The sequence below is a fragment of the Hylemonella sp. W303a genome, from assembly GCF_046452315.1.
Classification (GTDB): Bacteria; Pseudomonadota; Gammaproteobacteria; order Burkholderiales; family Burkholderiaceae_C; genus Hylemonella.
Genome location: NZ_JBKFDG010000003.1, coordinates 62536 through 86820, shown reverse-complemented (window position 1 = coordinate 86820; position 24285 = coordinate 62536). Strand labels below are relative to the sequence as shown.

Here is a 24285-nt window from a genome sequence, read left to right as displayed (position 1 = left end):
CTCAGAAGTTCAGTGGCATGGTGCAGGGCGTCGGCGCATGCCCTGCCACATCCGTTCGGAACATGAACAGGCCGCCCGCCAAGGGCTGCCGCGCCAAAGCCGCATCGTCGAGGCCCTTGCGGGCGGTGGTCACATAGACCGTGCGCAGGTCGCCGCCGCCAAACGCCAGCTTGGTGATGTTGGAGCAAGAGAAATGAACCGCGCCCAGCAGGCCGCCGTCCGGCGCGTAACGTTCGATGCGCCCGCCACCAAAGAGCGCGACCCACAGGCATCCCTGGCGATCCACCGCCATGCCATCGGGATACCCGGTGCCCGCGATACGGACGAACACACGCTTGCGGCTGAGCAGGCCCTCGGCCCCCAGATCAAAGGCATGCACCACGCGCTGTAGCGTGTCGTTGTGATAGAGGGTGGCGCCGTCAGGACTGCACACCGGGCCATTCGTGATCACATAGCCGCTGTCGCGGACACTCAACTGTCCATCGACACCGACGCGGTACAGCGCCCCACTTGCGTCGGCTTCAGCGTCATCCATCGAACCGAACCAAAGCGCGCCGTCGGCATCCACATAACCGTCGTTGAGCCGATTCCCCGGCCGATCAACCTCGACCGGCAGACAGAGAGTGAAAGTCCCGCTGCGCGCGTCGAAATGATGCAAGCCGCCCTGCACGCCGCAGACCAAGCCGCCGCGCACATGGGGCAATGCAAACCCAATCTGCCCTGGGGCATCCCAGCTGCGCCGCGCGCCAGTCAAGGTGTCGAACCGATGCAGCTGGCGCTGCTTGATGTCGACGAAATAGACGGCGCCTTGCTGGGCATGCCAGACCACCCCTTCCCCCAGGGTGGCGGCGAGGGGCCAAATGCAGTCCGGTCGCGGTGGGTTCAGCGGATTCACGTCAACCGCCGTACCAACCGGCATCGACGAAATACTCCCGGGCCGTGCAGCACTCCGCGTCATCCGACGACAGGAACAACGCCATGCGGGCCACGTGCACTGGGTCCACGCGCTTGTGCAGACACTGCGCGGCGAGCAGCTGCGCCTCGCTTTCCGGGGTTTGCCACAGCTTCATCTGGCGTGGCGTGCGCACCGCACCCGGCACGATGCAGTTGACTCGGATGCCATACCCACCCAGATCGCGTGCCAGACCGCGTGTCATGCCCTCGATGCCCGCCTTGGCCGTCATGTAGATCGACAAATTCGCCTGCGCGAGGTACCAGGAGATCGACCCGAGGTTCAGGATCACCCCGCGCCCCAGCCGTTTCATGCCACCCATCACGGCTTGCGCGCAGAAGTACTGATGTCGCAAGTTGACCTGAATGCGCTGGTCCCAATAGGCGGCGCTGATGTCGCCGGGGCGATGGCGATCGTCGTTGGCCGCGTTGTTGACGAGCACCTCAACCGGTCCGGCCTGCGCCTCGATCTCGGCAAAGGTCGCGTTCAGCGCGTTGATGTCGGTCAGGTCACAGAAGCGGAACACGGGCGCGTTTCTGGAACCAGCCAGCGACGTGGCCAAGGCCTCGGACTCCGAGCGGGCCACGTCCAGGAACGTCACACGCGCACCTTGTTGGGCATAGGCCTCGACGATGGCCGCACCGATGCCGCTGCCACCGCCCGTCACCACCACGTTCTTGTCAAGGAGAGTTGGATAGATTGCGTAAGTCATGAGATGAATCTTCAGTCAGTCAAAAAGCTGAGGCCAAGGAAACAAGCACAAGGCCGTCGCGTCAAAGACGGCTCGAACGGGACAGCACGTCGACCCACACCGCGAGCACCAAGATGGCGCCCTTGACGATCATCTGCCAGTAAGCATCGACGTCGAGCATGGACATGCCGTTATCGAGGCTGGCCATGACCAGCGCGCCGATCAAGGCGCCATAGACCGTGCCGGATCCGCCCCGCATCGAAGTGCCGCCGATGAAACAAGCCGCGATGGCGTCCAGCTCCCCCTGGGACCCCGCCGACGGAGAGCCCGCGGCCAGGCGCGCGGTGTTGATCATCCCGGCGAAGGCGCACATCAAGCCCATCAAGCCGAACACGGCCAGCTTGACCCGATCGGTGTTGATGCCCGACAGACGGGTGGCATCCAGATTGGAGCCCACCGCGTAGATGCGCCGACCAAACACCGTCTGTGAGGCGATCCAAGAAAAAACGCCCAGCATCACGAGCAGCAGCAGCACGGGCACGGGAATGCCGCCGTATTGATCCAGCATGGTCATGAAGCCAGCGATCAGGACGCCGATGACGACCACCTTGGCCACGTCTTGCCAGATCGGCGCCACCGCCAGTTGATAGCGCTGCTGGCTGCGACGGCGTGTGACAGTCAGCGCGACCAACAGCACGAAGAGCGACACCGCCAGGGCGTGACCGAGCAAGCTCGGCAGGTAGCCCTGTCCGATGAAGACGAACGCCTCCGAAACGGGCGCAATGGTTGATCCGCCCGTCGCGCCCAGCAAGATGCCGCGGTAGGCCAGCATGCCGCCAAGGCCGACGATGAAGGACGGAATGCCACCGTAGGTGGAGAGCCAGCCGTTGAACAGGCCTGCCGCCGTTCCCAGCAGCAGCACCGTCGGCATCGTGTACCAGATCGGCCAGCCCAAGCCCACGTCCAGGATGGCGGCCAATCCGCCCAGCAGGCCCAGCAGGGCGCCGACCGACAAATCGATCTCCCCCGCGATGATCACGAACACCATGCCGCAGGCCAGCATGCCGGTGATCGACATCTGACGCAGCAGGTTGGACACATTGCGCGGTGTGATGAAGGCGCCCTCCGTCATCACCGAGAAGAAGATCCAGATCCATGCGACTGCGATCAGCAGGGCCAGGATTTTGTAGCGCATGAACAGTTGTCGGTAGCGCTGTGAGCCGCCAACGGCCTCTTGCGGCGCGGTGGCAGAACGGGTCAGTGTTTCGGAACTCATGCTTCGATCGCTTCTTTGGGGGACGAAGGCCGCGCCGGTTGGATCGCGGCTGTCAGGATGTCTTCCTGCGTCAGGTTCTCGTTGATGAAATCACCGCGCAACTCGCCTTCGCCGATCACCAGCACACGGTCGCTCAGACCGAGCACCTCGGGCATTTCGGACGACACGACGATGATGGCGATGCCGTCGCGCGCGAGGCGGAAGATCAGTTTGTAGATTTCGTACTTCGCGCCCACGTCAACGCCGCGGGTCGGCTCGTCGAGGATGAGCACGCGCGGGTTGGTCAGCAACATGCGCGTCAACACGGCCTTTTGCTGATTGCCGCCCGAGAGACTGGCGATCGGCAGCATCGGATGCGCCGCGCGCACGGAGAGCCGCCGCATTTCGGCGCGGATCGTGTCTCGCTCCGCCGATGCCTCGATGCGACCGCCCTGGGCGAAGCGCTGCAACACGGCCAGGGTGATGTTGTGCCCAACGCTCATCAACGGCACGATGCCGTGATGCTTGCGGTCTTCCGGCACCATCGCGATGCCGGCGCGGATCGCATCCAGGGGTGACCGTATCCGCACCGGCACGCCCTCGAGCAGGACCTCGACGCGACTCGCACCCCGGTACGCGCCAAACACGGCCTGCATCAGCTCGGTTCGTCCAGCGCCGACCAGTCCCGCCACGCCGAGAATTTCACCGCGGCGCAGCGTGAAGGAAACGTCATCAACGCGTTTGCGGCGCGGGTTGTTGACGTCGAGGCAGGTGACGTGACGCGCCTCGAAAATGACTTCGCCGATCACGTGCGGCTCGCGGGGGAACAGGTTGCTGATTTCTCGGCCCACCATCTGCGTGATGATGCGGTCGGTGCTCAGCGCGCTCATGGGCGCTGTGGCCACATGACGACCATCGCGGATCACCGTGATGGTGTCGCACACGGCCTCGACTTCATCGAGCTTGTGGGAAATGTAGACGCAGGCAATGCCACGCTTCTTCAGATCCCGAACGATGTCCAGCAGGATGCGCGTCTCGGTCGCCGTCAAGGAGGAAGAGGGTTCGTCCAGGATCAACAGCCTGGCTTGCTTGTTCAGCGCCTTGGCGATTTCGATCAACTGCTGATGCCCGCCACCGTAGTTCATCACCGGCTGAGCGACATGGATGCCCTGAATGTTCAATCCGCGCAGCAGCTCGTCGGCGCGCTGGTACATCGCGTCGTAATTCATGCGCCCACCCGGCAGGGTGATCTCATTGCCCAGGAAAATGTTCTCGGCGACCGACAGTTCGGGCACCAGCATCAGTTCCTGGTGGATGATGACGATGCCGGCCTGTTCCGTGTCGCGGATGCCGCGCGCCTTCAGCGGCGCGCCGTCCCAGAGGATTTCGCCGTCCCAGCTGCCATGCGGATAGACGCCCGAGAGCACTTTCATCAGCGTGGATTTGCCCGCGCCGTTCTCGCCACACAGGCCGACGCACTCACCCGGCATCACGGTCAGGTCGATGCCATCCAGTGCCCTGACACCCGCGAACGCCTTGACGATGCCGCGCATCGCCAGCAAAGGTTGTGTCATGGTTTTCTCCCCGTGTGAATCCCGGTGGGTGCGTCGGTCGACGCACCCACCCTGCGATCACCCGCGGCCTGTTTACTTGCCGCTGATCTGCGCCTGGGTGTAGAGGCCGTCCTTGACGACCAAATCGATGTTCGCCTTGGTCAGCACGGTCGGCTGCAGGAGCACGGTGTCCACTTTCTTCTTACCGTTGTCGTACTGGGAGTTGTACGTCGGCTTGTTGCCCTTGGCGAGGTCCACCGCCAGCTGCGCGGCCGTGCTCGCGATCTGCTTGAGCGGCTTGTAGACCGTCATGGTCTGCGTGCCCGCGATCAGGCGCTTGACGGCGGCCAGGTCGGCGTCCTGCCCCGAGACCGGCACCTTGCCCGCCAGGCGTTGCGCGGCCAGCGCCTGGATCGCGCCGCCCGCCGTGCCGTCGTTGGAAGCCACCACCGCGTCGATCTTGTTGCCATTGGCCGTCAGCGCGTTTTCCATGATCGAGAGCGCGGTGGAGGGACTCCATTCCGGAACCCACTGCGAACCGACCACCTTGATGTCACCCCGATCGATCGCGGGCTGGAGCACCTTCAGCTGACCTTCGCGCAACATCTTCGCGTTGTTGTCCGTCGGCGCGCCGCCCAGCAGGAAATAGTTGCCCTTGGGACGCGCGCTGAAAACTCCCTGCGCCTGCATTTCACCGACCTTGTGGTTGTCAAAGGAAATGTAGGCGTCAACGTCGGCATCGAGGATCAGACGGTCATAGGACAGCACTTTGATGCCAGCTTTCTTCGCCTCGGCCACGACATTGGTCAGGGCCTTGGAATTGAACGGCACGATCACGATCACGTCCACGCCACGCGAAATCATGTTCTCGATCTGCGCAATCTGGCGCGCCTCATTCGCGTCGGCCGACTGCACCGACACCTTGGCGCCGAGTTGCGTGGCCGCGGCGACGAAGTAATCACGGTCACGCGCCCAGCGTTCAACACGCAGGTCGTCGATGCTGAAGCCAATCTCAGGGCGCTCCTTGCTGGCATGCGCCAGCGAGGCCAGCAATGTGCTGGAGAGGACGGCGCCGCATAACAAGGAACCCACCACGGAACGACGTTTGCTGAAAAACATTTGTCTCACTCCTGTTTTGTATGGATCGATGCACCGAACCACCGTGCCGCGCTTTGAAGCGCGGTCAAGGTATGCGGTCCAACCCGCGCTTCTCGCGAGAATCCGCCGCTTCTTGCGGAAGGTCCTGCGCTGCAAGAATTTCGCAGGGCGTTTTCATCGTAGCCCTCGGTTTGCAGGCGGTCGATTGTGAAATCGGCCAAAGAATCTAATGTTTATTTATGATTCGCCGCGCGACGTTCATCACGCCAAGAGCGTTGGTGGTTACACCTAATGACTAACGATAGGAGCGCGGCGTGATGAGAGCGCTCCAGGCCCACACAGAGGAGACCAAGCGGCGTCACGAGACCGCGACAGCCATCATGCACAGCCCATCGCCTGCGCATCCGCGCATCCACCGGATCGCGCTTCTGTTCAACGCGAACAAGGTCTATGACCGGGACATCATCGTCGGCATCGGCGACTATTTGCGATCGACGCGAGTCACTTGGGAGCTTTTTCTCGAGGACGATTTTCGCTGTCGTCTCGCCGGGATTGAGCATTTCGACGGCGACGGCATCATCGCGGACTTCGACGACCCCGACGTGGCCGAGGCCTTGCGAGCCTGTCCCCTACCCATCGTCGCGATTGGCGCCTCTTACGAGGATGAGACGGCTTATCCAAGCCAGCATCCTTATGTCGCAACCGACAACGCGCAGTTGATTGCCTTGGCGTACAGGCATTTGATCGACGCCGGTCTGGAGAACTTCGCGCTGTACAGCGTTCCAGTCTCGCCAGCCCACCGCTGGGCCCTGGAGCGCGAGCGTGTCTATCTTCGATTGCGACAGGCCGACCAACCCGGCGCCCGCGCGGCCGACGAGATTTACCGCGGCTTGGCCACCAGCGCCATGTCATGGAATCAGGCCAGCGCGCAATTGATCGACTGGCTGCGCGCCTTGCCCAAGCCGGTCGGCATCATCGCCGTGACTGACGCGCGAGCGCGCCATCTCTTGCAGGCCTGCTTGCTGGCCGATCTCGCCGTGCCCGAGCAAGTGGCCATCATCGGCATCGACAACGACCCATTGGCCCGAACGCTGGGCCGCATTCCCCTGTCATCGGTCATCCAAAGCACGGAAGAGATGGGCCGCAAGGCCGCGCAGCTCTTGCACCAGATGCTGGGCGGCGTGCGCCTGCCCGGGCACAGGGTGCTGGTGCCGCCAGTGGGCATCAACGCCCTGGCATCCTCGCGCCATCAACCCTTGTCCAACGCCTACGTGATGCGCGCGCGCCACTTCATCCGGCAATACGCCTGCCAGGGCATCAAGACGGAGCAGGTCGCCGCCTACGTGGGCATCTCGCGCTCGGCGCTGGAAGAACATTTCCGCCGCGACCTGGGCTGCACCGTGCACCAGGCGATCCTGTCCCATAAGCTTGACGTCGCCAAGGAAATGCTCGCGCGGCGCGATGCGTCCAGCGCGGATGTCGCGGTCCGCAGCGGCTTCACCTCGCTGCAATACATGTACACGGTCTTTCGCCGCGAACTGGACTGCACCCCGCGCGAGTACCAAGAGCGCATGACACTCAGCGCGCGTGACTGAGCGCATCGACCGTGCGCACCGCTCGCGGAGTCTTGCTCGCCGCAAATCGCGGGCACGGCAAAAGCCCGAATGAAAAACGCCCGGGCCGCTCGCACCGGGCGTTTCTGAGCAACGAGGCCTTAAGGTTTACTTCTTCGCGCGCAGGCGCTTGAGTTCCGCCTGGGTTTCGTCCCACAGGGCCTGGCCCACGCTGCTGGCGATGCTGGCATTCACTTGGGTCAGGCGCGCGCGCATGCGGTCGGTCTCGGCCGGGGTCAGCTCGTTGATCAGCATGCCCTTGGCGCGCAGCTCGGCCAGGGCCTGGGCGGCCTCGGCGCGGGTGTCCTTGCGCTCGAAGTCACGGCTCTTCTTCGCCGCGTCAAGCAGAATCTTCTGTTCATCCTTGGACAGGGTGTCCCACCACTTCTTGCTGACGGTCACGATCCAGGGGCTGTAGACGTGGTTGGTCACGCTCAGGTACTTCTGGACTTCGTAGAACTTGCTGGACAAGATGGTGTTGTAAGGGTTCTCCTGGCCATCCACCGTCTTGGTCTCCAGCGCGCTGAACAATTCGGAGAACGGCAGCGGCACGGCGTTGGCGCCCAGCATCTTGAAGCTGTCGAGGAAGACGTTGTTCTGCATCACGCGCAGCTTGATGCCGTCCATGTCTTCCACCTTGGTGACCGGGCGCTTGTTGTTGGTCAGGTTGCGGAAGCCGTTTTCCCAGTAGACCAGGCCGACCAGGCCCTTCTCCTGCAGCTTGTCCATCACCTTCTGGCCGACCGGGCCGTCCAGCACGGCGTCGGCTTCCTGGGTGTTGTTGAACAGGAAGGGCGTGTCCCACAGCGCCATTTCCTGGGTGATGCCCACCAGGGTCGCGGTGGAGCCGACCATCATCTCTTGGGCACCGCCGATCAGGGCTTGCTGCATCTGCACGTCAGTGCCCAGGGCGGCCGCGCCGATCGCGCGCAGGCGCAGCTTGCCATTGGAGGCCTTGGCCACCTCATCGGCGAACACCTTGACGGCGCGGCCTTGATTGGATTGCTCGTTCAGGCCGTAGCCGAAGCGGATGATGCGCGACTTCACGTCTTGGGCCAGGCCCGCCAGGGGCGTGGCCAACAACGCGGCCGTGGTGGCCACGAGCAGGGTGCGTCGAATCAGTTTCATGGTGTGTCTCCTTGAAGCGAGTGAAAAGAAAGTGAACGTCGTCAGCGCAACGTCAGCGCAACCAGAGGACCGGCGCGGTGACGATCTGCGGGAACGCGATGAAGAGCAGCAGGATGGCCAGGTAAACGATCAGGTAGGGGTTGACCCCGCGGATGACCTCGTCCAGCCGCATGCGGCCCACGCCCGCCACCACGTTGAGCACGGTCCCGACGGGCGGCGTGATCAGGCCGATGGTGCCGTTGAGCACGAACATCAGCCCGAAGTACACCGGATCGATGCCGGCTTTGACCGCGATGGGCAGCATCACGGGCGCGAAGATCAGGATGGTGGGCGTCAGGTCCAGGGCCGTGCCGATCACGACCAGCACGCCCATCATCACCAGCATCAGCAGCTTGGGGTTCTCCGTCAGGCCACCGAGCCAACCGGTCAACACATTGGGCAAATCCGCCAGCGTGACCATGTAGCTGGCCACCTGCGCACCCGCGCACAGGAACATCACGATGGCCGTGGTCTTGGCCGCGCGGGCCAGCACGCCGTGCAGTTGTGCCAAGGTCATCTCACGGTGCACCAGCAGGGCCACCATGAGGGCGTAGAAGGCCGCGACCACTGCCGCCTCGGTCGGCGTGAAAACACCAGACTTCATGCCACCGATGATGATGACCGGCATCAGCATGGCCCAGAAGGCCTTGGCCGTGACGCGCAGGCGCTCCTTGTAGGGCATGGGCTCGTCCCGCTGCACGCCCGTCATGCGCACGCTTTCGATGCGCCAGGCAATCACCAAGCCCAGGCCCATGATGACGCCGGGCACGATGCCCGCGAGGAAGAGCTGCGAAATCGAGGTGTTGGTCGTCACGCCATAGATGACCATCGGCATGGACGGCGGGATGATCGGCGCGATGATGCCGCCCGCCGCCATCAGACCGGCCGAGCGGCCCATGGGGTAACCATGCGCCTTCATCATCGGCAACAGGATCGTGGCCAAGGCTGCGGTGTCCGCCAGGGCCGAACCGCTCATGCTGGCCATCAACATGGCCGCGCCAATGGTCACGAAACCCAGGCCACCACGGATGTGGCCCACCCACGCACGCGCCATCTCGATGATGCGGCGGCTGATGCCGCCCGCGTTCATCAACTCACCCGCCAGGATGAAGAAAGGCACGGCCAGCAAGGGAAAGCTGTCGATGCCGGCCACGAGGTTTTGCGCCAGCAACTGGGTGTCCCAGAAATCCAGCGTCCAGGCCATGCCAGCGCCGGTCAGCACCAGGGCAAATGCCATGGGCACGCCCAGGCCCATGAAGACCACCATGCCCAGGCAAAAAACAATGAAGGCTTGCGCTTCGAGGCTCATCGCTCACTCCACCTCGACTTCGTGGCCGAAATCCGGCAAGCGCCCGCGCACCAGATCGCGCAAGGCCATCACGCCGATCGCCACGCTGCACAACAGGGCGGGCAAGGGCAGCAGGGCCGCCGGGTAGCGCAACACCACGCTGTGGCTGCTCATGCCCACGACGACCTGTTGCCACGCGCCCCAGGCCAACATGGCGCAAGCCACCACCACCAGCAGATGGATGAGCCGCGCCAGCCAGGGCATGGCCGCACCATGGCGAAAACGCCGGACCAAGGCGGTGAAGGCCATGTGCTCGCCGCGCGGGTAGGCCGCGGTGGCACCGATGCAGACCAGCCAGACGAAGAGCAGTCGCGACAGCTCTTCGCTCGCCGCGACGCCGCTGCCGAAGCCATAGCGCAGCACCACGTTGACGAACACCGCCAACGCCATCACGGCCAGGCACAGGGCCATCAACAAGCCGGTGAATTTCTGAGCAGACGAAAGAGGGAGGGAAGCTTGTGTCATGCCTGGAGCGCCTCAGTCTTTGGGGGTTGACTGGCCCAGCCAGTCGCACACTTGCTGGCACAGCTGGTCCAGCGGCTGCAGCGCGTCGAGCGCCAATACGCCGGGCTCGCCACGGGGGTCTTCCAGGGTCTGGAACTGGCTCGCCACCAGGCTCACCGGGAAAATGTGTCCGGGGCGCGCGGCCACGCGCTGGCGTGCGGCGTCCTGGTCCAGGCCCATGAAGGCGAAGCGCAGGTCGGGAGCCGCCGCGCGCAAGCGATCACGGTAGGCGCGACGCAGGGCAGAACAGGTCAGCACCACGTCCGATTCAGCGGCCAAAAGCTCGCCCAGGCGCGCCAACCAGCCGGCGCGGTCAGCGTCGGTCAATGCGATGCCCGCGCGCATCTTGCGCACGTTCTCGGCCGAGTGGTAGTCGTCGCCCTCGTGAAGACGCCACCCCATGTGACGGGCCACGGCCTGCGCCAGGCTGGATTTGCCGCAGCCGGCCACGCCCATCACCACCAGGTGCTGCGGCGCGGACCCGGCAACGGGTACGGATGAAGGTGTAAGGGACATGATTTGGTAGCGCTGTCCAATGCCCTGCAAAAAACGGCACGCCAGATGCGTGCCGCGCGGATGCATGAGCTATATCGAGAAATCTGAATGAAAACCCTGAGAGACCGGTTTATGCGGCCTCGCTGCCTTGAATTCCCGTAATGGTAGCGCTATCCTAACGCACCGGCTCTTTCCAATTTCGCAGGGATAACCCTTGAGCAAGCACCCGCGCCGCCGCCGTTCCAGCGGTCGCGTCACCCTCAACGACGTGGCCCAGGCCGCCGAAGTCAGTCCCATCACCGCCTCGCGCGCGCTGCGCGGAGAACGCGGCGTGGCCCCCGAACTGGTGGCGCGTGTGCAGGAAGCAGCCCAGCGCCTGGGTTACGTGCCCGATCCCGCGGCCCGCGCCCTGGCGACTCAGCGTGGCACCCAAGTCCCGGTGCTCGTGCCCCTGCTGTCCAACACCCTCTTCGTGGACGTGCTGGAAGCTGTGCACCGCACGCTCTTTCCAGCGGGCTACCAGCCGCTGATCGGCGTAACGCACTACGACGCGCAGGAGGAAGAAGCGCTGCTGCGCAGCTACCTCGCGCTGCGCCCGGCGGGCCTGCTGGTCACCGGCTTCGACCGCACCGAGACCGCGCGCCAGCTGATCGCCGCCAGCGGTGTGCCTTGCGTGCATCTGATGGAAGTGACCGACGCACCCCAGGTCTATTGCGCAGGCTTCTCGCAACAGGACGCGGGCGCGGCCATGACCGAGCACCTGCTGGCGCGCGGGCGCAAACGCATCGCCTTCATCGCCGCCCAGCTCGACCCCCGCACCCTGCAACGCGCCGAGGGCTACCGCCGCTGCCTGCGCGCCGCAGGTCTCTACGACCCCGCACTGGAGCTATTGAGCCCGGCGCGCTCATCGCTGGCGCTGGGAGCCGAGTTGCTCGAACGACTGCTGCGTGAACAAAGGGACGTGGATGCTGTCTTCTTCTGCAATGACGATTTGGCGCAAGGTGGATTGCTGGCCGCGCAGCGCCTGGGTCTGTCCGTGCCCCAAAAGCTCGCCATCGCTGGCTTCAATGACCTGGCGGGCAGCGCCCAGATGCTGCCCCCCTTGACCACGGTGCGCACGCCACGCTGGGCGATTGGCGAAGCCGGCGCACAGATGCTGCTGCAGCTGATGCGCGGCGGGCACCCAAGCCAGCACAGCGTGCACCTGCCTTACGAGGTGGTGGTGCGCGCCAGTTCCTGACCGTGGAGCCCGGCCCATGCCAAGATGCGGTTTGCTCCTGACCTGAACCTCAGCATGAACACCAAGACCGAACCTTCGCTTCCCCTGGACCTCGTCATCTTCGGCGGCGCTGGTGACCTGGCGCTGCGCAAGCTGATTCCCGCGCTGTACATGGCCCACCTGCACGGCCGCCTCCCAGCAGAGGCACGCATCGTGGGCGTGGGGCGTCAGCCCTGGACCACGGCGAACTACGCGACTTTTGTCGCTGAGCGCGCGCTCCCCTTCATTCCCGACAACGCCCACGACCCGGCGGCCTGGAGCGGTTTTCTGGCACGGCTCGATTTCGCCACCGTGGACGCGACCCGCCCCGAGAGTTTTGCCGCGCTCAAGGCCTGCTGCGCGCGCACGGCCCAGCGGGTGTATTACCTCGCGACCGCGCCCGACTTGTTTGCCCCCATTTGCGCCCAATTGGCGGTGCAAGGACTCATCAACGCCGACGCGCGCGTGGTGCTTGAGAAGCCACTGGGCCATGACCTGGAATCGGCGCGCGCCATCAACGACGAAGTGGCCCGCCACTTCGCCGAACGCCAGATCTACCGCATCGACCATTACTTGGGCAAGGAAACGGTGCAGAACCTGATGGTGCTGCGCTTTGGCAACGCCATCTTCGAGCCGCTCTGGCGCGGCCCCAATATCCGCAGCGTGCAAATCACCGTCGCCGAATCGGTGGGCGTGGGCAGCCGAGCGGGGTTCTATGACCAGACCGGCGCGCTGCGCGACATGGTGCAAAACCACCTGCTGCAATTGCTCTGCATCGTCGCGATGGAGCCGCCTCTCTCCCTGGAACCCGATGACGTGCGCGACGAAAAACTCAAGGTGCTGCGCTCGCTGCAGCCCCTGACGCAGGCCGACATCCTGCGCGACACCGTGCGCGGCCAGTACACGGCGGGCCACGCCGAGGGGCAGGCCGCGCCCGGCTACCGCGAAGAAGACGGCGTGCCCGCCGACAGCCAGACCGAAACCTTCGTGGCGCTCAAGGCCCATGTGCGCAACCCCCGCTGGGCCCATGTGCCCTTCTTCCTGCGCACCGGCAAGCGCATGCCACACCGGCGCAGCCAGATCATCATCGAGTTCGCGCAGCCGCCGTTCTCGGTCTTCGCGGAGCAACCCGACGCCCAACCCAACCGCTTGGTCATCACCTTGCAGCCCGAAGAATCCATCCAGCTGCAAATGATGGTCAAGGAACCCGGCAGCGGCATGCGCATGCAGCGCGTGGACCTGGGCCTGGATCTGCAATCCACCTCGCGGCGGCGGCGCGCGGAAGCCTACGAGCGCCTGCTGATGGACGTGGTGCACGGGCGACTGACCCATTTCATGCGGCGTGATGAACTGGAGGCCGCCTGGCGCTGGATCGACCCCATCCAGCGCGGCTGGCAAGCCTCGAACCAACCTGCGCGCCCCTACCCCGCAGGCAGCTGGGGGCCGGCCGCCAGCTCGGCCCTGATGGCGCGCGAAGGCCTCGCCTGGTTCGAGGAAACATGAAGCGGTCTTCCCGCACGACGTGTTGCCTTGTCCTTCTGTATCGCCCTTAAGACGGAAACTTCTGATGCATCTGCCCGTGGAACATCCCCACGCAACCGCCGAAGCGCTCGCGCTCGACATCGCCGCGCGGCTGCGGTCCGCACTGGCCGCGCGCGGCCACGCCCTGCTGCGTGTGTCCGGCGGCCGTTCGCCGGTCGCGTTCTTTGAACAATTGCGCATCCAGCCGCTGGACTGGGCCCAGGTGGCCGTGCAGCTGGTGGACGAGCGGCGGCTGCCGGACGGCCATGCCGAACGCAACGAAACCCTGCTGCGCAGCCACTTGCTGCAAGGCCCCGCCGCGGCCACGCGCCTGCTGCGGCTGGACGAAACCCACGTGGCCGATGCGCAGCGTATGGCCGACGTGACCGTGCTTGGCATGGGCGAAGATGGCCATACGGCCTCGCTGTTCCCCGACGCGCCCGGCGTGGCCGAGGCGCTGCGGCCCGACGCCTCGCCCAGCGTGGTGGCGTTGACGCCCACGCAAGCCCCTCACCCGCGCCTGACTCTGAACCTGGCGGGGCTGCTGAACAGCCGCCACACTGTGCTGTCCATCGCAGGACCGGCCAAGTGGGCGGTGTACCAGCGTGCGCTTGAACACGCACGCGTGGCATCAGCCGGCGCGCCGGACAGCTTGCTGCCCATCGCCCTGGTGCTGCGCCACGCGAGCGCACCGGTCGCGGTCTGGCACGCCGATTGAGCCACACAGACTGAACGTCCAAACAGAACGAGCTATTTCGAAGCCCAGAACAGAGAGACGAACCATGAACGCCCACACCCCCCTGCACCCCACGCTCAAGACCGTCACCGAGCGCATCGTCGAGCGCAGCCGCGAGACCCGCGCTGCCTACCTGGCCATGGTGGCGCGCTCGCGCAAGCCCGGCCCCTACCGCGAAGGCATGGGCTGCGCCAACGCGGCCCATGCATGGGCCGCGATGCCGGTCAACGACAAGCTGACCCTGCGCGCCGCGCGCGCGCCCAACCTGGGCATCGTCACCGCCTACAACGACATGCTGTCGGCCCATCAACCCTATGAGAACTACCCCGAGCAGATCCGCGCCGCCGCGCGCGCCGCAGGCGCCACGGCCCAGGTGGCCGGCGGCGTGCCCGCCATGTGCGACGGCGTGACCCAGGGTTACGAGGGCATGGAGTTGTCGCTGTTCTCGCGGGACGTGATCGCCCTGGCCACGGCGGTGTCGCTCTCGCACAATGTGTTCGACGCGGCGCTGTGCCTGGGCATCTGCGACAAGATCGTGCCCGGTCTGGTGATGGGCGCACTGCAATTCGGACAGTTGCCCGTGGTTTTCATCCCCTCGGGCCCCATGAGCTCGGGCCTGCCCAACGACGAAAAAGCCAAGGTACGCCAGCTCTACGCGCAAGGCAAGGTCAGCCGCGATGAGCTGCTCAAGGCCGAGGAAGCGGCCTACCACGGCCCGGGCACCTGCACGTTCTATGGCACGGCCAACTCCAACCAAATGCTGATGGAGATCATGGGCCTGCATCTGCCGGGGGCGTCTTTCGTGAACCCGCAGACCACGCTGCGCCCGCTGCTCACGCGCGCGGCGGTGCAGCGCGCGGTGGCGCTGGCCCAGGCCGCCGCTTCCGGCGAGGGGGTCAACGGCGGGACCATGGCCGAAGTGGTGAGCGAGAAAACCATCGTCAACGCCATCGTGGGGCTGCTGGCCACCGGCGGTTCGACCAACCACACCCTGCACCTCGTGGCCATGGCGCGAGCGGCGGGCGTGCTGATCGACTGGGACGATTTCGCCGAGCTGTCGGCCAGCGTGCCACTGCTCACGCGCATCTACCCCAATGGCACGGCCGATGTGAACCACTTCCAGGCGGCGGGCGGCATGGGCTTCCTGATCCGCGAGCTGCTGTCCGCGGGCCTGCTGCACCCGGATGTGCGCACCGTGATGGGCTCCGGTCTGCAGGCCTACACCCAGGAGCCCTGGCAGGACGGCAGTGGCCCCTACGCGGCCCTGGCCTGGCGGCCCGTGCCCACCACGTCGGGCAATACCGACGTGCTGCGTGGCGTGGCCGATCCCTTCAGCGCTGACGGTGGCCTCAAGCTGTTGAAAGGCAATCTGGGGCGCGCCGTGGTCAAGACCTCGGCCGTCAAGCCGCAGCACCGCCACGTGCGCGCGCCCGCCGTCGTGGTGGACAGCCAGCAAGAGCTGCAGGAGCTGTTCAAGCAAGGCCAACTGGAACGCGACTTCGTGGCCGTGGTGCGTTACCAAGGCCCGCGCGCCAACGGCATGCCCGAGTTGCACAAACTCACGCCCGCCCTGGGGACGCTGCAGGACAAGGGCTACAAAGTGGCCCTGGTGACGGATGGCCGGATGTCGGGGGCCTCCGGCAAGGTGCCAGCGGCCATCCACCTCAGCCCCGAGGCGCTGGACGGCGGCATGATCGCCCGCGTGCGCAACGGGGACATGATCGACCTCGACTGCGAAGCCGGTCGCCTGCTGCTGGAGGTGCCCGAGCAAGAGCTGGCCGCGCGCCCGGTGCAAACGCCGGATCTGTCCGCGCAGCACAGCGGCGTGGGCCGCGATCTGTTCGCCCTCTTCCGCCAGCACGCGGCACGCGCCGAAGCTGGCGCGTCGCCCTTGCTGGGCTGAGTCCCTGAGTTTTGTTATCGTCTCGCCCCACCATGACCCTGCCTCTGCCCTCCTTCCGCTCCCGCATCGTTCCCGTGGTCGTCATCACCGACCCCAAACAGGCCGCGCCCCTGGCCGACGCCCTGCTGGAGGGCGGCATCGACGTGATCGAGATCACCTTGCGCCATCCGGCCGCGCTGGCCGCCATCGAGGCTGCCGCTCGCCATGCGCCCGGACTCTGCGTGGGCGCGGGCACCTTGACTCGCCCGGAGGAAGCGCAACGGGTCAAGGACGCGGGCGCGCGTTTCGCCCTTTCGCCCGGCATGACGCCCGCCTTGCTGGAGGCCGTGCAGGCCGCGCAACTGCCCTTTGTTCCGGGCGTGATGACACCCGGCGAGGTGATGACGGCGCGCGACGCAGGCTATGGCCTGGTCAAGCTCTTTCCCGCGGCGCAGGCCGGTGGCCTCAGCATGCTCAAGGCCCTGGCGGGCCCGCTGCCCGACATGCGTTTCTGCCCCACCGGCGGCGTCAGCCCGGAGAACCTGCAGGCCTTCTTGCAACAGCCCAACGTGGCTCTGGTCGGCGGGTCCTGGCTCACGCCGGCCGACGTGTTGACACGCGGCGATTGGGCCACCGTCACACGGCTGGCGCGTGAGGCGAGCACGCAGGCTCAGCACCTGGCTATCCAGGCTGGCGCCTGAAACCAAGCCAGCCCTCGCCGCCACGCAGCGCCATGCAGCTCGCCGCTCTTCTGCGCCTGGCCGCCTTCCGCCATTGGCTGCTGGCGGCCTTCATCCTCATCGCCCTGTTGCTGGGCGGCGCGGCGATCAGCGCGGTCTTCACGCTGGGTCGGCTGATGAACGAGCACGGCGAAGGCGCTTCTCGGGCGCTGCGCCTGAACGCCGCCACCCAGACGCTGGCCGCGCACACGACCGCGATGGAGCGCGCGGCGCGGCAATCCCTGATCCTCAATGACGAACCACTGCGCCTGCGCCACGCCGAAGAGTCCCGGGCCGCTTCTGACACCCTGGCGCTGCTGCTGAACGACGCCGCGCAGTCTCGCGCGTCGGACGACGAGACGCAACGTCGCGCGACCGACTCCGCCTTTGAGCAATTGAACGCCGCCGCGGAGCAATGGCGTGCGCAGCACGACCGCATTCGCGCGCTGATGGCACAGGGCGGCTCGGCCAAGGACACACCCGCCGGCCGGGCCCAAGCGCTGCGTCAGGCTTTGACCCGTGAACGCGCGGTGGCGCGTGCTTTCCGTGACATGGATTTGCTGACCCAGCAATTGGGGCAGCGGGTGCAGCAGCTCATCACGAAAAACAGCGAGGCCCTGCGCGAACGGCTGGCGCGCAGCCAGCGCAACTTGGGCGGACTGGTCAGCGTCGCTGTCGGACTCACGCTGGCCTTGGCCGTGGGGCTGGGCCTGTGGCTGGCGCGCCCCTTGCGGCAGATCGAAAAAGCGATCGTCGGGCTGGGGGAGAACCGGCTCGACCATCCGATTGCGATCCGTGGCCCCAGCGACGTGCGCCAGTTGGGCTTGCAACTGGACTGGCTGCGCCTGCGCCTGATGGAACTCGACGCCGACAAGGCGCGCTTCCTGCGCCATGTGTCGCACGAACTCAAGACACCGCTGGCCGCGCTGCGCGAGGGCGTGGCGCTGCTGGAAGACGGTGTGACGGGGCCGCTCAACGAGCGCCAGCAGGAGGTGGCGCGCATCCTGCACCAGAACGCGCAGACGCTGCAGCAACGCATTGAGGCCCTGTTGCGGTTCAACGCAGCGGCTTTTGAGGCCCGGCAGCTCAAGCGCCGTCCGGTGGACCTGCAGGCGCTGGTCAACGCGCAGATCGAAGCCCAGCGCCTGCAATGGCGCGGCCGCAATCTCGCGGTGAAGGTGCGCGTGGGCGAACCTGGAGCGTCTTTGGACTCACCGCGACCCAGTGCGAGCACCTTGCCGAACTTGCCCGCCTTGCCCACCTTGCAACTCGACGAGGAGAAGATGGGCATCGCCCTTGCCAACCTGCTGTCCAACGCCATCCGTTTCTCGCCCCCTGGGGGGGTGATCGAATTCAACTTGCATCTCCAGCCAGGCTGGGTTGTGCTGGACATCGGCGACCAAGGTCCTGGCGTTGCCGAAGCTGATCGGGCGCGCATCTTCGAACCGTTCTACCGGGGTCAGCGTCAACCTGAATTGCAAGCGCCCCATGCCCTGCATGGCAGCGGCATCGGTCTGTCCATCGTGCGGGAATACATCGAAGCCCATGGCGGGCGCATCACCTTGCTGGGTGACGACGAGCCCGACGGGGCGGGTGCTCCTGCGATCGGCGCTCCGCCACGGGGAGCCCACTTCCGCATCGAGTTGCCTTTTGAAAGCTCGGTGTGACATGCCAGCCAAGCGATGGACCGCCTGGGCCTCATCAGACGCCCCGTTCCACGACGCGTTCTCGATGACAACGTCGCACAGCCCGCGTGACGAGGCACGCCGCGACTCAGGGCGCTTGCGAGGTGCCTTGGTTTTACTGGCACGACAGGCCGTGGCGCTGGTCGCCGGTCTGTACCTGCTCCAACTGGCTGGCTGCGCGGCCCAACTATGGCCCCCGACACAATGGTCAGTCACCGTGGATCTGCCCTGGGTGCATACCCCTGAGCCCCCGCCCGCCCCAACTGTCGCCCCTGCGTCATCATCCGCGGCGGTGGTGGCCTCGGCGATAACGACACCGCTCAAAGACCCCGTCAACGTTGCCGATGCCTTGGACTATGCCCATGCCCTGTGCGCGCTGCCACCCGCCGAGCTGGAAGCGGAAATTGAAAGGTTGCGGCGCGTCCCTGTGCAAGACGGGCAGGCCCCGCTTCGAGCACAGCAATTGGCGTTCGCGGAACAACTTGCCCGGCTCTACACTGAGCAGCAACGCCTGCAAGAGGCCAATGAGCGGCAAGCCCAAACACTGCGCGAGCGCCAGCGCCGCATCGAGCAGTTGAACGGGCAGATCGCGGCGATGCGCGCCGTCGAGTACAGCCTGCCCCAGGCGGCGGGCGGTACTGTCCCGCATGCAGCGGCGACGAAACCAGCGGGTGCCGCGACGCCCAGGGGCGGCGCCACGAGTTTCCCCGTTCCCTCCACGCCCACAGTGGCCAAACCTCTCTCGCCCAGTGCCGCTGAACCTTCCACCCGTGGCGAAGGAGCAGAGGCCAAATTGGGCGACGATGGGCGCACGACACCCGAACCCTGATACACGACCCCTGGAGTCCGATCTTTGATTGCACCGTGCGCCACATCGGCTTGAGGTGAATCACCCAGGGCCTGTTCACACTCGTTTCTCAAACGCAAGCAGGGCGTAGGGCGCGAACGGGGTGCCAACGGCGCCAATCTAGGCGCGCGACAAGGGCGAAAGCAAAGATCCGTCGCCACGCGAACGGCACTTGAAATCAAAAACGCCGCGCGGTTGCGCGGCGTGGAAGACTCCTTAGGAGCAGAGTTCGGCTAGACCGGGCGATCGTTGTCGACCAGGCTCAAGAAGTCGTAATCCGTCTGGATGAAGTACTGCAGGTCGAAGTCCTCATGCGTGACCACGATGAGGATAGCCGCCTTTTCCTTCAGGTACTCAGCGATCGCCTTCATGACCAGGGCTCGGGTCTCGAAGTCGATGTGGGCGAAGGGCTCGTCCAGCAAGATCACGTCAGGCTCGGCGGCCAAGGCGCGGACAATGTCCATGCGCTTCATCTCGCCGGAACTGAGCGAGCGAGGCAGGTTGTCCAAGAGCACGCGACGCAACTGGATCTTGTCCATCAGCGCCAGCACCCGATCCTCGGCATACAGGGCCGGATTGCCGTAGACCTTGCCAATCTCCTTGAGGGAGTCCCTCACCTTCAAGTCCGGAAAGAACGAGAAGCGGGAATCCTGCTGAACGATGGCGATCTTGCGCCGATACGGCTTGAAGGCTTCGGGGTCGCCGCCGCGCTCGTGGGGCTTCAAGGCCACCAGATCGTGACCACCGAGGTCGATGGTCCCGCTGGTGCCGTCCAAGAGCCGGAGGATGCCCTTGATCATGCTCGTCTTGCCGCAGCCCGAGGGCCCGGTGACGCCGTAGATGTGGGACCGGCGGAAGGTGACGTTCAGGTGCTTGTAGGCCCAGCTGGGGCGGTCACCGAAGACACCCCGAACCATGTAGTGCTGGCTGACATCCCTCAGGTCGAGGCCCGCGGCGCCAACGCCATCGTCTTTCTCTTTGACGATCACGACATCCTCGGGAAGCTTGTCGAGCGTGATGAGCTTCTGTTTCTCGAGGCGCAGGATCACGTCGAGGCGCAGGGCCCGAACGAAATCGAGGTCGTGGCTGGCCATGAGGATGGTCTTGCCCTTACCCAGAATCTCGTCGTTGAGGAAGGTGATGAAGCGCTTGCGCAGTTGCCGGTCGAGGTTGACGGTGGGCTCATCCAGCAGCACCACGTCGGCCTTGCGCGACAGCAAGATCATCAGGGTAATGCGTTGCAGCTCACCGCCAGAGACTTCGTCGGGATACTGTTTGGCGTAGCGGGTGAAGTCGAGGTTGAAGTACTCCTTCAATCGACGTTCGACCAGTTCTCGCGCCTCAGGGCAGATGATCTTGAGGTTCTGCTCCAGCGACAGAGCCGGGTTCATGGCCTGGGCTGTCTCGGCGGGGACGAAGGTCAGCCCAATGTGGAGGATGCTCCGCCAGGTTTCGAGGGGGGTCTTCTTGCCACCGACGTAGGCGTCGATGCCGTGGAGCTTCATGCCCCCAGCCATGGCAAAAGGCCCGTAGAGCAGCCCCGCCAAAGTCTTGAGGAAGACCGATTTACCTGAGCCAGTGGTGCCTGTGATCACCGTCGAGGTCCCAGGCACGGGCTCGAAACGCTCGATGTCGAACAAGAGCCTGTCCTTCAGGTGGACCTTGAAATTGTTGACGAGGATGGGAGAAGCGCTCATGCGTGGGCCTCCTTTTCCTTGTCCTGTCCCAGCAGGAGCAGGAATGCGAGGCTGACCATGACCAACAGGATGACCGGGATCCAGAAGAGCGCCTGCGATCCGTCGGTGTTGCGCAGCAAGACCATGCGCCAGGCGGCGATGAGGCCTCCTGGACTGGTGTGGGCCGGGGTACCGTTGGCGCCCATGCCCACCTGGATGATGAAGCTGAACGAACAGTCGAGAACCAAGGTCTTGAGCAAAATGCCGGCAGCCGTGCGGCGCAGCACGTCACGCATGTCCTTCGAGTTCAAGAGGACCGCCAAGATTCGCCCCTTGGGAAACCCGTAGGCCCGCAGCGACACGGAGTACTTGCGGTGGTAGAGCTCACCCAGAGGGAGCGCCACACCACGGACCGCCTCAGGGAGGGTCGTCAGAGTGGCGGCGAAGATGAAGACACTCAGCGACAAAATGGTCGAGGTCGACGCCGAATTGCTGGCCAGAGCCACCGCGACGGGCGCGTAGCAGAACAGGGCCACCAAAATGGAGGGGATCGACTCGACGGCGTCGAGCACCGCGGCGGTGGTCTTACCCACCACTGGCCACAGGATGGAGCAATAGCCCAGGGCCACGGTGACGACGCCCGCCACCAGCACGGTGATGGCCAAGGTGATGGACAGCTGTCGGAAACTGGTCACCAAGCTGTGCCAATAGGCCGTCGGCAGACCGACGGTCCACTCTCCCGCCCCGGGAACCCAGGCGAACAGGAAAGGGGTCAGCATCGCCACCACGGCGGCGACGCTCAGAATCTCAAAGAGCTTTTTCATACCACCGCGGATACAGGACGAAGAGGGCAGACTTGACCAAGAAGGTGACCAAGGCGTTGACGGCGAGCAGCACGAAGACCGCGGCGATCAGGGTGTCGGTGTGCATGTTGACCAGCGCGTCCAACAAGGTGCTCCCCAGGCCGGGAAAGTTGAAGACCATCTCGGCGATCGTGACGCCGCCGATGATGGCCGGGACTTTGCCCGCGACGTAGGGGATGAAGCGGGGAGCCGCAGAGTTCAAGAGGTAACCCGTGACCGTTCCAGGCAGCGGCAGCGCTCTACCGACCGCCGGGCCCAGGGTGCTGAACACCAGGGTGTGGGTGGTGTCGATCTGCCGCTTCATGTCGAGGGTCAAGAAGCGGGTGGCGTCCCAGCCCAGACCGCCGAGGGCCACCACCACCAACGCAATCAGCATGGGGGAAGGACTCATGCCGGAAGCGCCGTAGAGCAGCCAGAACCCAACGAAGAGCGGAACTGCCGACAAGATCGACGCCAGCAAGCCCCCCACGGCGCCGAATCCCCCAGACTTGCTGCCGCCCTGGACGGTGCGCAGGTAGGTTGACGAGGCCGATGCGGAGGCGCCCACCAAGGCAATGACCACCAGGAACAGCAGCGAGACCAAGGCCAAGGGGAACGTGATGGCAGCCCCTGAACTGATGATCTCCCCGGCGCTGAACCCCGCCGTTTCGAGAGAGAAATCAGGATTCAGAGTGACCATGGACCAGAAGGCCCCAAGGGTCTTCATGTACTGCTCCGCCGGGGCGCCGATGGACGCGAGGTAGAGACCCACCAAGGCCAGGGTTCCGACCAAGGTGAAGACCACCCCGCGCAGCCCCAGCTCAAGGGCCAGAAAGCGCAGGAACCTCATTGGGCCCAAGCCTCAACCGAGAGGAAGGGATTGTCCGAGGCGATCACGATGTTCTTGATGGCCCGGGAATAGACGTCCTTCTTGAGGCTGACCAGAGGCACCGAGGGTTGCAGCGTTCCGATCTTGGTCTGCAGGTCACGCGTGACCTTGATCCAGTCGGTCGCGACCACGGTGTTGTCCCAGGTCTGGAACAGGGCATCGAGGCTCGGGTCAGCGACACCGGTCACGTTCAAAGGCCCATTGCTCCGGAGCCACTTGCCCATGTCGGAGTAGAGATTGTCGAAGCCCTCGGCGTAGACCAAGGCCAAGTCGTACTTCTTCTCGGCAAAGACCAGGCGATTGAAGACCTGATCGCCGGTGCGCTTGGCCTCGACGGTCAGGCCGATCTTGGCGTACTGAGCCACCAGGCTGTCGGCCATCTTCTGCCCGAGATCCCCCAGAGAGTCGGGGAACAGCAGCACGGCGGTCTTGCCCTTGAGACCCGACTTCTCGGCCAGAGAGGCCGCAGCGGCGGCGTCGTAGGGATGGTTGGCCCCGAAAGGAGGCACGTTGTATTCAGCGAAGTTTCGGCTGAACAGATCGGATGGGAAAGCGCCGTCATTGACGATGGCCAGGTCATCGCGGTCGGTGACCCCGGGAACCAGGGCCTTGCGGTCCACGGCAGACGACAGAGCGTAGCGCGCCGTGGCGGAGGCAAAGGTAGGATTCTTGCTGTTGATCGCGACCTGATAGAAGGCGTAAGGCATGAAGGAGCTGAACTGGACGCCGCCCATCTTCTCGACCATGGGCCGGTCGGCCGGCGAAGTCTCGAGGATCAGGTTGATACGGGCCTCACGGAACTCGTTCAGACGGATCACGGGGTCAAGCACCCTGCGCAGGACCAGGGTCGACGTGGCCGGGGGGTGACGCAGATAGCTCGGGTTGGCCTTGAAGGTCACCCATTTCCCGATTTCCCAGGTTTCGAAGACGAAGGGACCGGTGCCCACGGGCGCGGTCGCGAAGGCCCGCTCCTTCTCACCAGAACGGAGATTGGTCGAGAGTTTGGTGCCCTTGTAATTCTCGGGGATGATCTTGAAGGTCAACACCGGAATGGCCCGGAACTCGGGAATGGGCTTGCGGAACTCGATGATGACGGTCTTGGGGTCCTGCGCCTTCACCGACGAAATGAAGGAGTTCAGGTAGTCCCGCTTGGGCGACTTGTTCTCGGGCGCCATGTAAGCGGCAAAGGAGTACGCAACGTCGGCGGCGGTGACGGGAGTACCGTCGTGCCACTTCACGTCCTTGAGCACCGCCGTGTACGTGGTCTTGGTGACCGGATCCTGGCTGATCGAGTCGGCCAGCGCCAGCTCGGCATTGAGCTTGCCCGAGGCGGCGTCGACCTCGAAATTGGCCAAGCCATCGAACACCAGTTCATTGGCGTTCATGCCCTGCAGGTTCTGCTCCAGCACAGGGTTCAGGGAGTCAGGAAGGTTCGAGATGCCGACCACGAGACCCTCGGGCTCCCGTTGCCAGAACATGAACACGGCGGCGGTAGCCGCCAAAACCAGGGCTGCGATGGCCCCGACGATGATCGCATTCTTTTTCTGAGCCATT

General features: G+C 65.0%; 21 protein-coding genes. 8 read left to right on the top strand and 13 right to left on the bottom strand.

The window, feature by feature from the left end; genetic code table 11:
* Position 1: 1 nt before the first annotated feature.
* The 5 genes from ACLBKS_RS06605 to xylF all read right to left on the bottom strand — a co-directional run bounded on the left by ACLBKS_RS06605 (position 2) and on the right by xylF (position 5570).
* Positions 2-919, bottom strand: a complete 918-nt coding sequence (locus ACLBKS_RS06605) for an SMP-30/gluconolactonase/LRE family protein (protein ID WP_410192006.1) — start codon at positions 917-919, stop codon at positions 2-4.
* Positions 897-1664: an SDR family NAD(P)-dependent oxidoreductase gene (locus ACLBKS_RS06600; RefSeq protein WP_410192005.1), complete on the bottom strand. Its 768-nt coding sequence runs from the start codon at positions 1662-1664 to the stop codon at positions 897-899. The genes ACLBKS_RS06605 and ACLBKS_RS06600 overlap by 23 nt, the downstream gene beginning before the upstream one ends.
* 61 nt (positions 1665-1725) lie before the next feature.
* Positions 1726-2919, bottom strand: a complete 1194-nt coding sequence (locus ACLBKS_RS06595) for a sugar ABC transporter permease (protein WP_410192004.1) — start codon at positions 2917-2919, stop codon at positions 1726-1728.
* Entirely contained in the window at positions 2916-4460 is a 1545-nt protein-coding gene (xylG, locus tag ACLBKS_RS06590) for a D-xylose ABC transporter ATP-binding protein (RefSeq protein ID WP_410192349.1), read from the bottom strand. The genes ACLBKS_RS06595 and xylG overlap by 4 nt, the downstream gene beginning before the upstream one ends.
* Before the next feature lie 84 nt (positions 4461-4544).
* On the bottom strand, positions 4545-5570 hold the full coding sequence (xylF, locus tag ACLBKS_RS06585; protein ID WP_410192003.1) for a D-xylose ABC transporter substrate-binding protein: 1026 nt from the start codon (positions 5568-5570) through the stop codon (positions 4545-4547).
* 359 nt (positions 5571-5929) lie between these two features.
* Here xylF and ACLBKS_RS06580 point away from each other — a divergent pair, with 359 nt between their 5' ends.
* A complete protein-coding gene (locus ACLBKS_RS06580) occupies positions 5930-7144 on the top strand; it encodes a XylR family transcriptional regulator (RefSeq protein WP_410192348.1) in 1215 nt (404 codons plus the stop codon).
* 126 nt (positions 7145-7270) lie between these two features.
* On the opposite strand, the gene ACLBKS_RS06575 is transcribed toward ACLBKS_RS06580, so the two are convergent.
* Genes ACLBKS_RS06575 through ACLBKS_RS06560 form a run of 4 tightly spaced genes read right to left on the bottom strand, consistent with a single transcriptional unit; the run spans position 7271 to position 10697 of the window.
* Complete coding sequence (locus ACLBKS_RS06575; RefSeq protein ID WP_410192002.1) at positions 7271-8290, bottom strand: TRAP transporter substrate-binding protein; 1020 nt, start codon at positions 8288-8290, stop codon at positions 7271-7273.
* A 52-nt stretch (positions 8291-8342) separates the two neighbouring features.
* The gene (locus ACLBKS_RS06570) at positions 8343-9638 is read right to left on the bottom strand and encodes a TRAP transporter large permease (protein ID WP_410192001.1); all 1296 of its coding nucleotides are present in this window, start codon (positions 9636-9638) and stop codon (positions 8343-8345) included.
* A gap of 3 nt (positions 9639-9641) precedes the next feature.
* Complete coding sequence (locus ACLBKS_RS06565; protein WP_410192000.1) at positions 9642-10142, bottom strand: TRAP transporter small permease subunit; 501 nt, start codon at positions 10140-10142, stop codon at positions 9642-9644.
* A 12-nt stretch (positions 10143-10154) separates the two neighbouring features.
* Entirely contained in the window at positions 10155-10697 is a 543-nt protein-coding gene (locus ACLBKS_RS06560) for a gluconokinase (RefSeq protein ID WP_410191999.1), read from the bottom strand.
* Positions 10698-10890: 193 nt separating this feature from the next.
* Between ACLBKS_RS06560 and ACLBKS_RS06555 the strand changes: the two genes are divergently transcribed.
* From ACLBKS_RS06555 to ACLBKS_RS06525, 7 genes are all read left to right on the top strand, one after another.
* The gene (locus ACLBKS_RS06555; RefSeq protein WP_410191998.1) at positions 10891-11916 is read left to right on the top strand and encodes a LacI family DNA-binding transcriptional regulator; all 1026 of its coding nucleotides are present in this window, start codon (positions 10891-10893) and stop codon (positions 11914-11916) included.
* A 54-nt stretch (positions 11917-11970) separates the two neighbouring features.
* Positions 11971-13437 (top strand): glucose-6-phosphate dehydrogenase, encoded by a 1467-nt coding sequence (zwf, locus tag ACLBKS_RS06550; RefSeq protein WP_410191997.1) that lies wholly within the window; start codon positions 11971-11973, stop codon positions 13435-13437.
* A 64-nt stretch (positions 13438-13501) separates the two neighbouring features.
* Complete coding sequence (gene pgl, locus ACLBKS_RS06545; RefSeq protein ID WP_410191996.1) at positions 13502-14173, top strand: 6-phosphogluconolactonase; 672 nt, start codon at positions 13502-13504, stop codon at positions 14171-14173.
* 64 nt (positions 14174-14237) lie between these two features.
* A complete protein-coding gene (edd, locus tag ACLBKS_RS06540) occupies positions 14238-16094 on the top strand; it encodes a phosphogluconate dehydratase (protein ID WP_410191995.1) in 1857 nt (618 codons plus the stop codon).
* Between the two features lie 32 nt (positions 16095-16126).
* The gene (locus ACLBKS_RS06535) at positions 16127-16774 is read left to right on the top strand and encodes a bifunctional 4-hydroxy-2-oxoglutarate aldolase/2-dehydro-3-deoxy-phosphogluconate aldolase (protein WP_410191994.1); all 648 of its coding nucleotides are present in this window, start codon (positions 16127-16129) and stop codon (positions 16772-16774) included.
* Between the two features lie 32 nt (positions 16775-16806).
* Complete coding sequence (locus ACLBKS_RS06530) at positions 16807-18459, top strand: ATP-binding protein (RefSeq protein WP_410191993.1); 1653 nt, start codon at positions 16807-16809, stop codon at positions 18457-18459.
* Between the two features lie 64 nt (positions 18460-18523).
* Positions 18524-19306 (top strand): hypothetical protein, encoded by a 783-nt coding sequence (locus ACLBKS_RS06525; protein ID WP_410191992.1) that lies wholly within the window; start codon positions 18524-18526, stop codon positions 19304-19306.
* A 251-nt stretch (positions 19307-19557) separates the two neighbouring features.
* Here ACLBKS_RS06525 and ACLBKS_RS06520 read toward each other — a convergent pair whose 3' ends face one another.
* From ACLBKS_RS06520 to ACLBKS_RS06505, 4 genes are read right to left on the bottom strand one after another with little or no spacing between them, the layout of a single operon-like run.
* Positions 19558-21021 (bottom strand): ATP-binding cassette domain-containing protein, encoded by a 1464-nt coding sequence (locus ACLBKS_RS06520; protein ID WP_410191991.1) that lies wholly within the window; start codon positions 21019-21021, stop codon positions 19558-19560.
* On the bottom strand, positions 21018-21824 hold the full coding sequence (locus ACLBKS_RS06515) for a hypothetical protein (protein ID WP_410191990.1): 807 nt from the start codon (positions 21822-21824) through the stop codon (positions 21018-21020). Before ACLBKS_RS06515 ends, ACLBKS_RS06520 begins: the two co-directional genes overlap by 4 nt.
* Positions 21808-22692, bottom strand: coding sequence for an ABC transporter permease subunit (locus tag ACLBKS_RS06510; protein ID WP_410191989.1), 885 nt, complete (start codon positions 22690-22692; stop codon positions 21808-21810). The genes ACLBKS_RS06515 and ACLBKS_RS06510 overlap by 17 nt, the downstream gene beginning before the upstream one ends.
* Positions 22689-24284 (bottom strand): ABC transporter substrate-binding protein, encoded by a 1596-nt coding sequence (locus ACLBKS_RS06505; protein WP_410191988.1) that lies wholly within the window; start codon positions 24282-24284, stop codon positions 22689-22691. Before ACLBKS_RS06505 ends, ACLBKS_RS06510 begins: the two co-directional genes overlap by 4 nt.
* Position 24285: the final 1 nt, after the last annotated feature.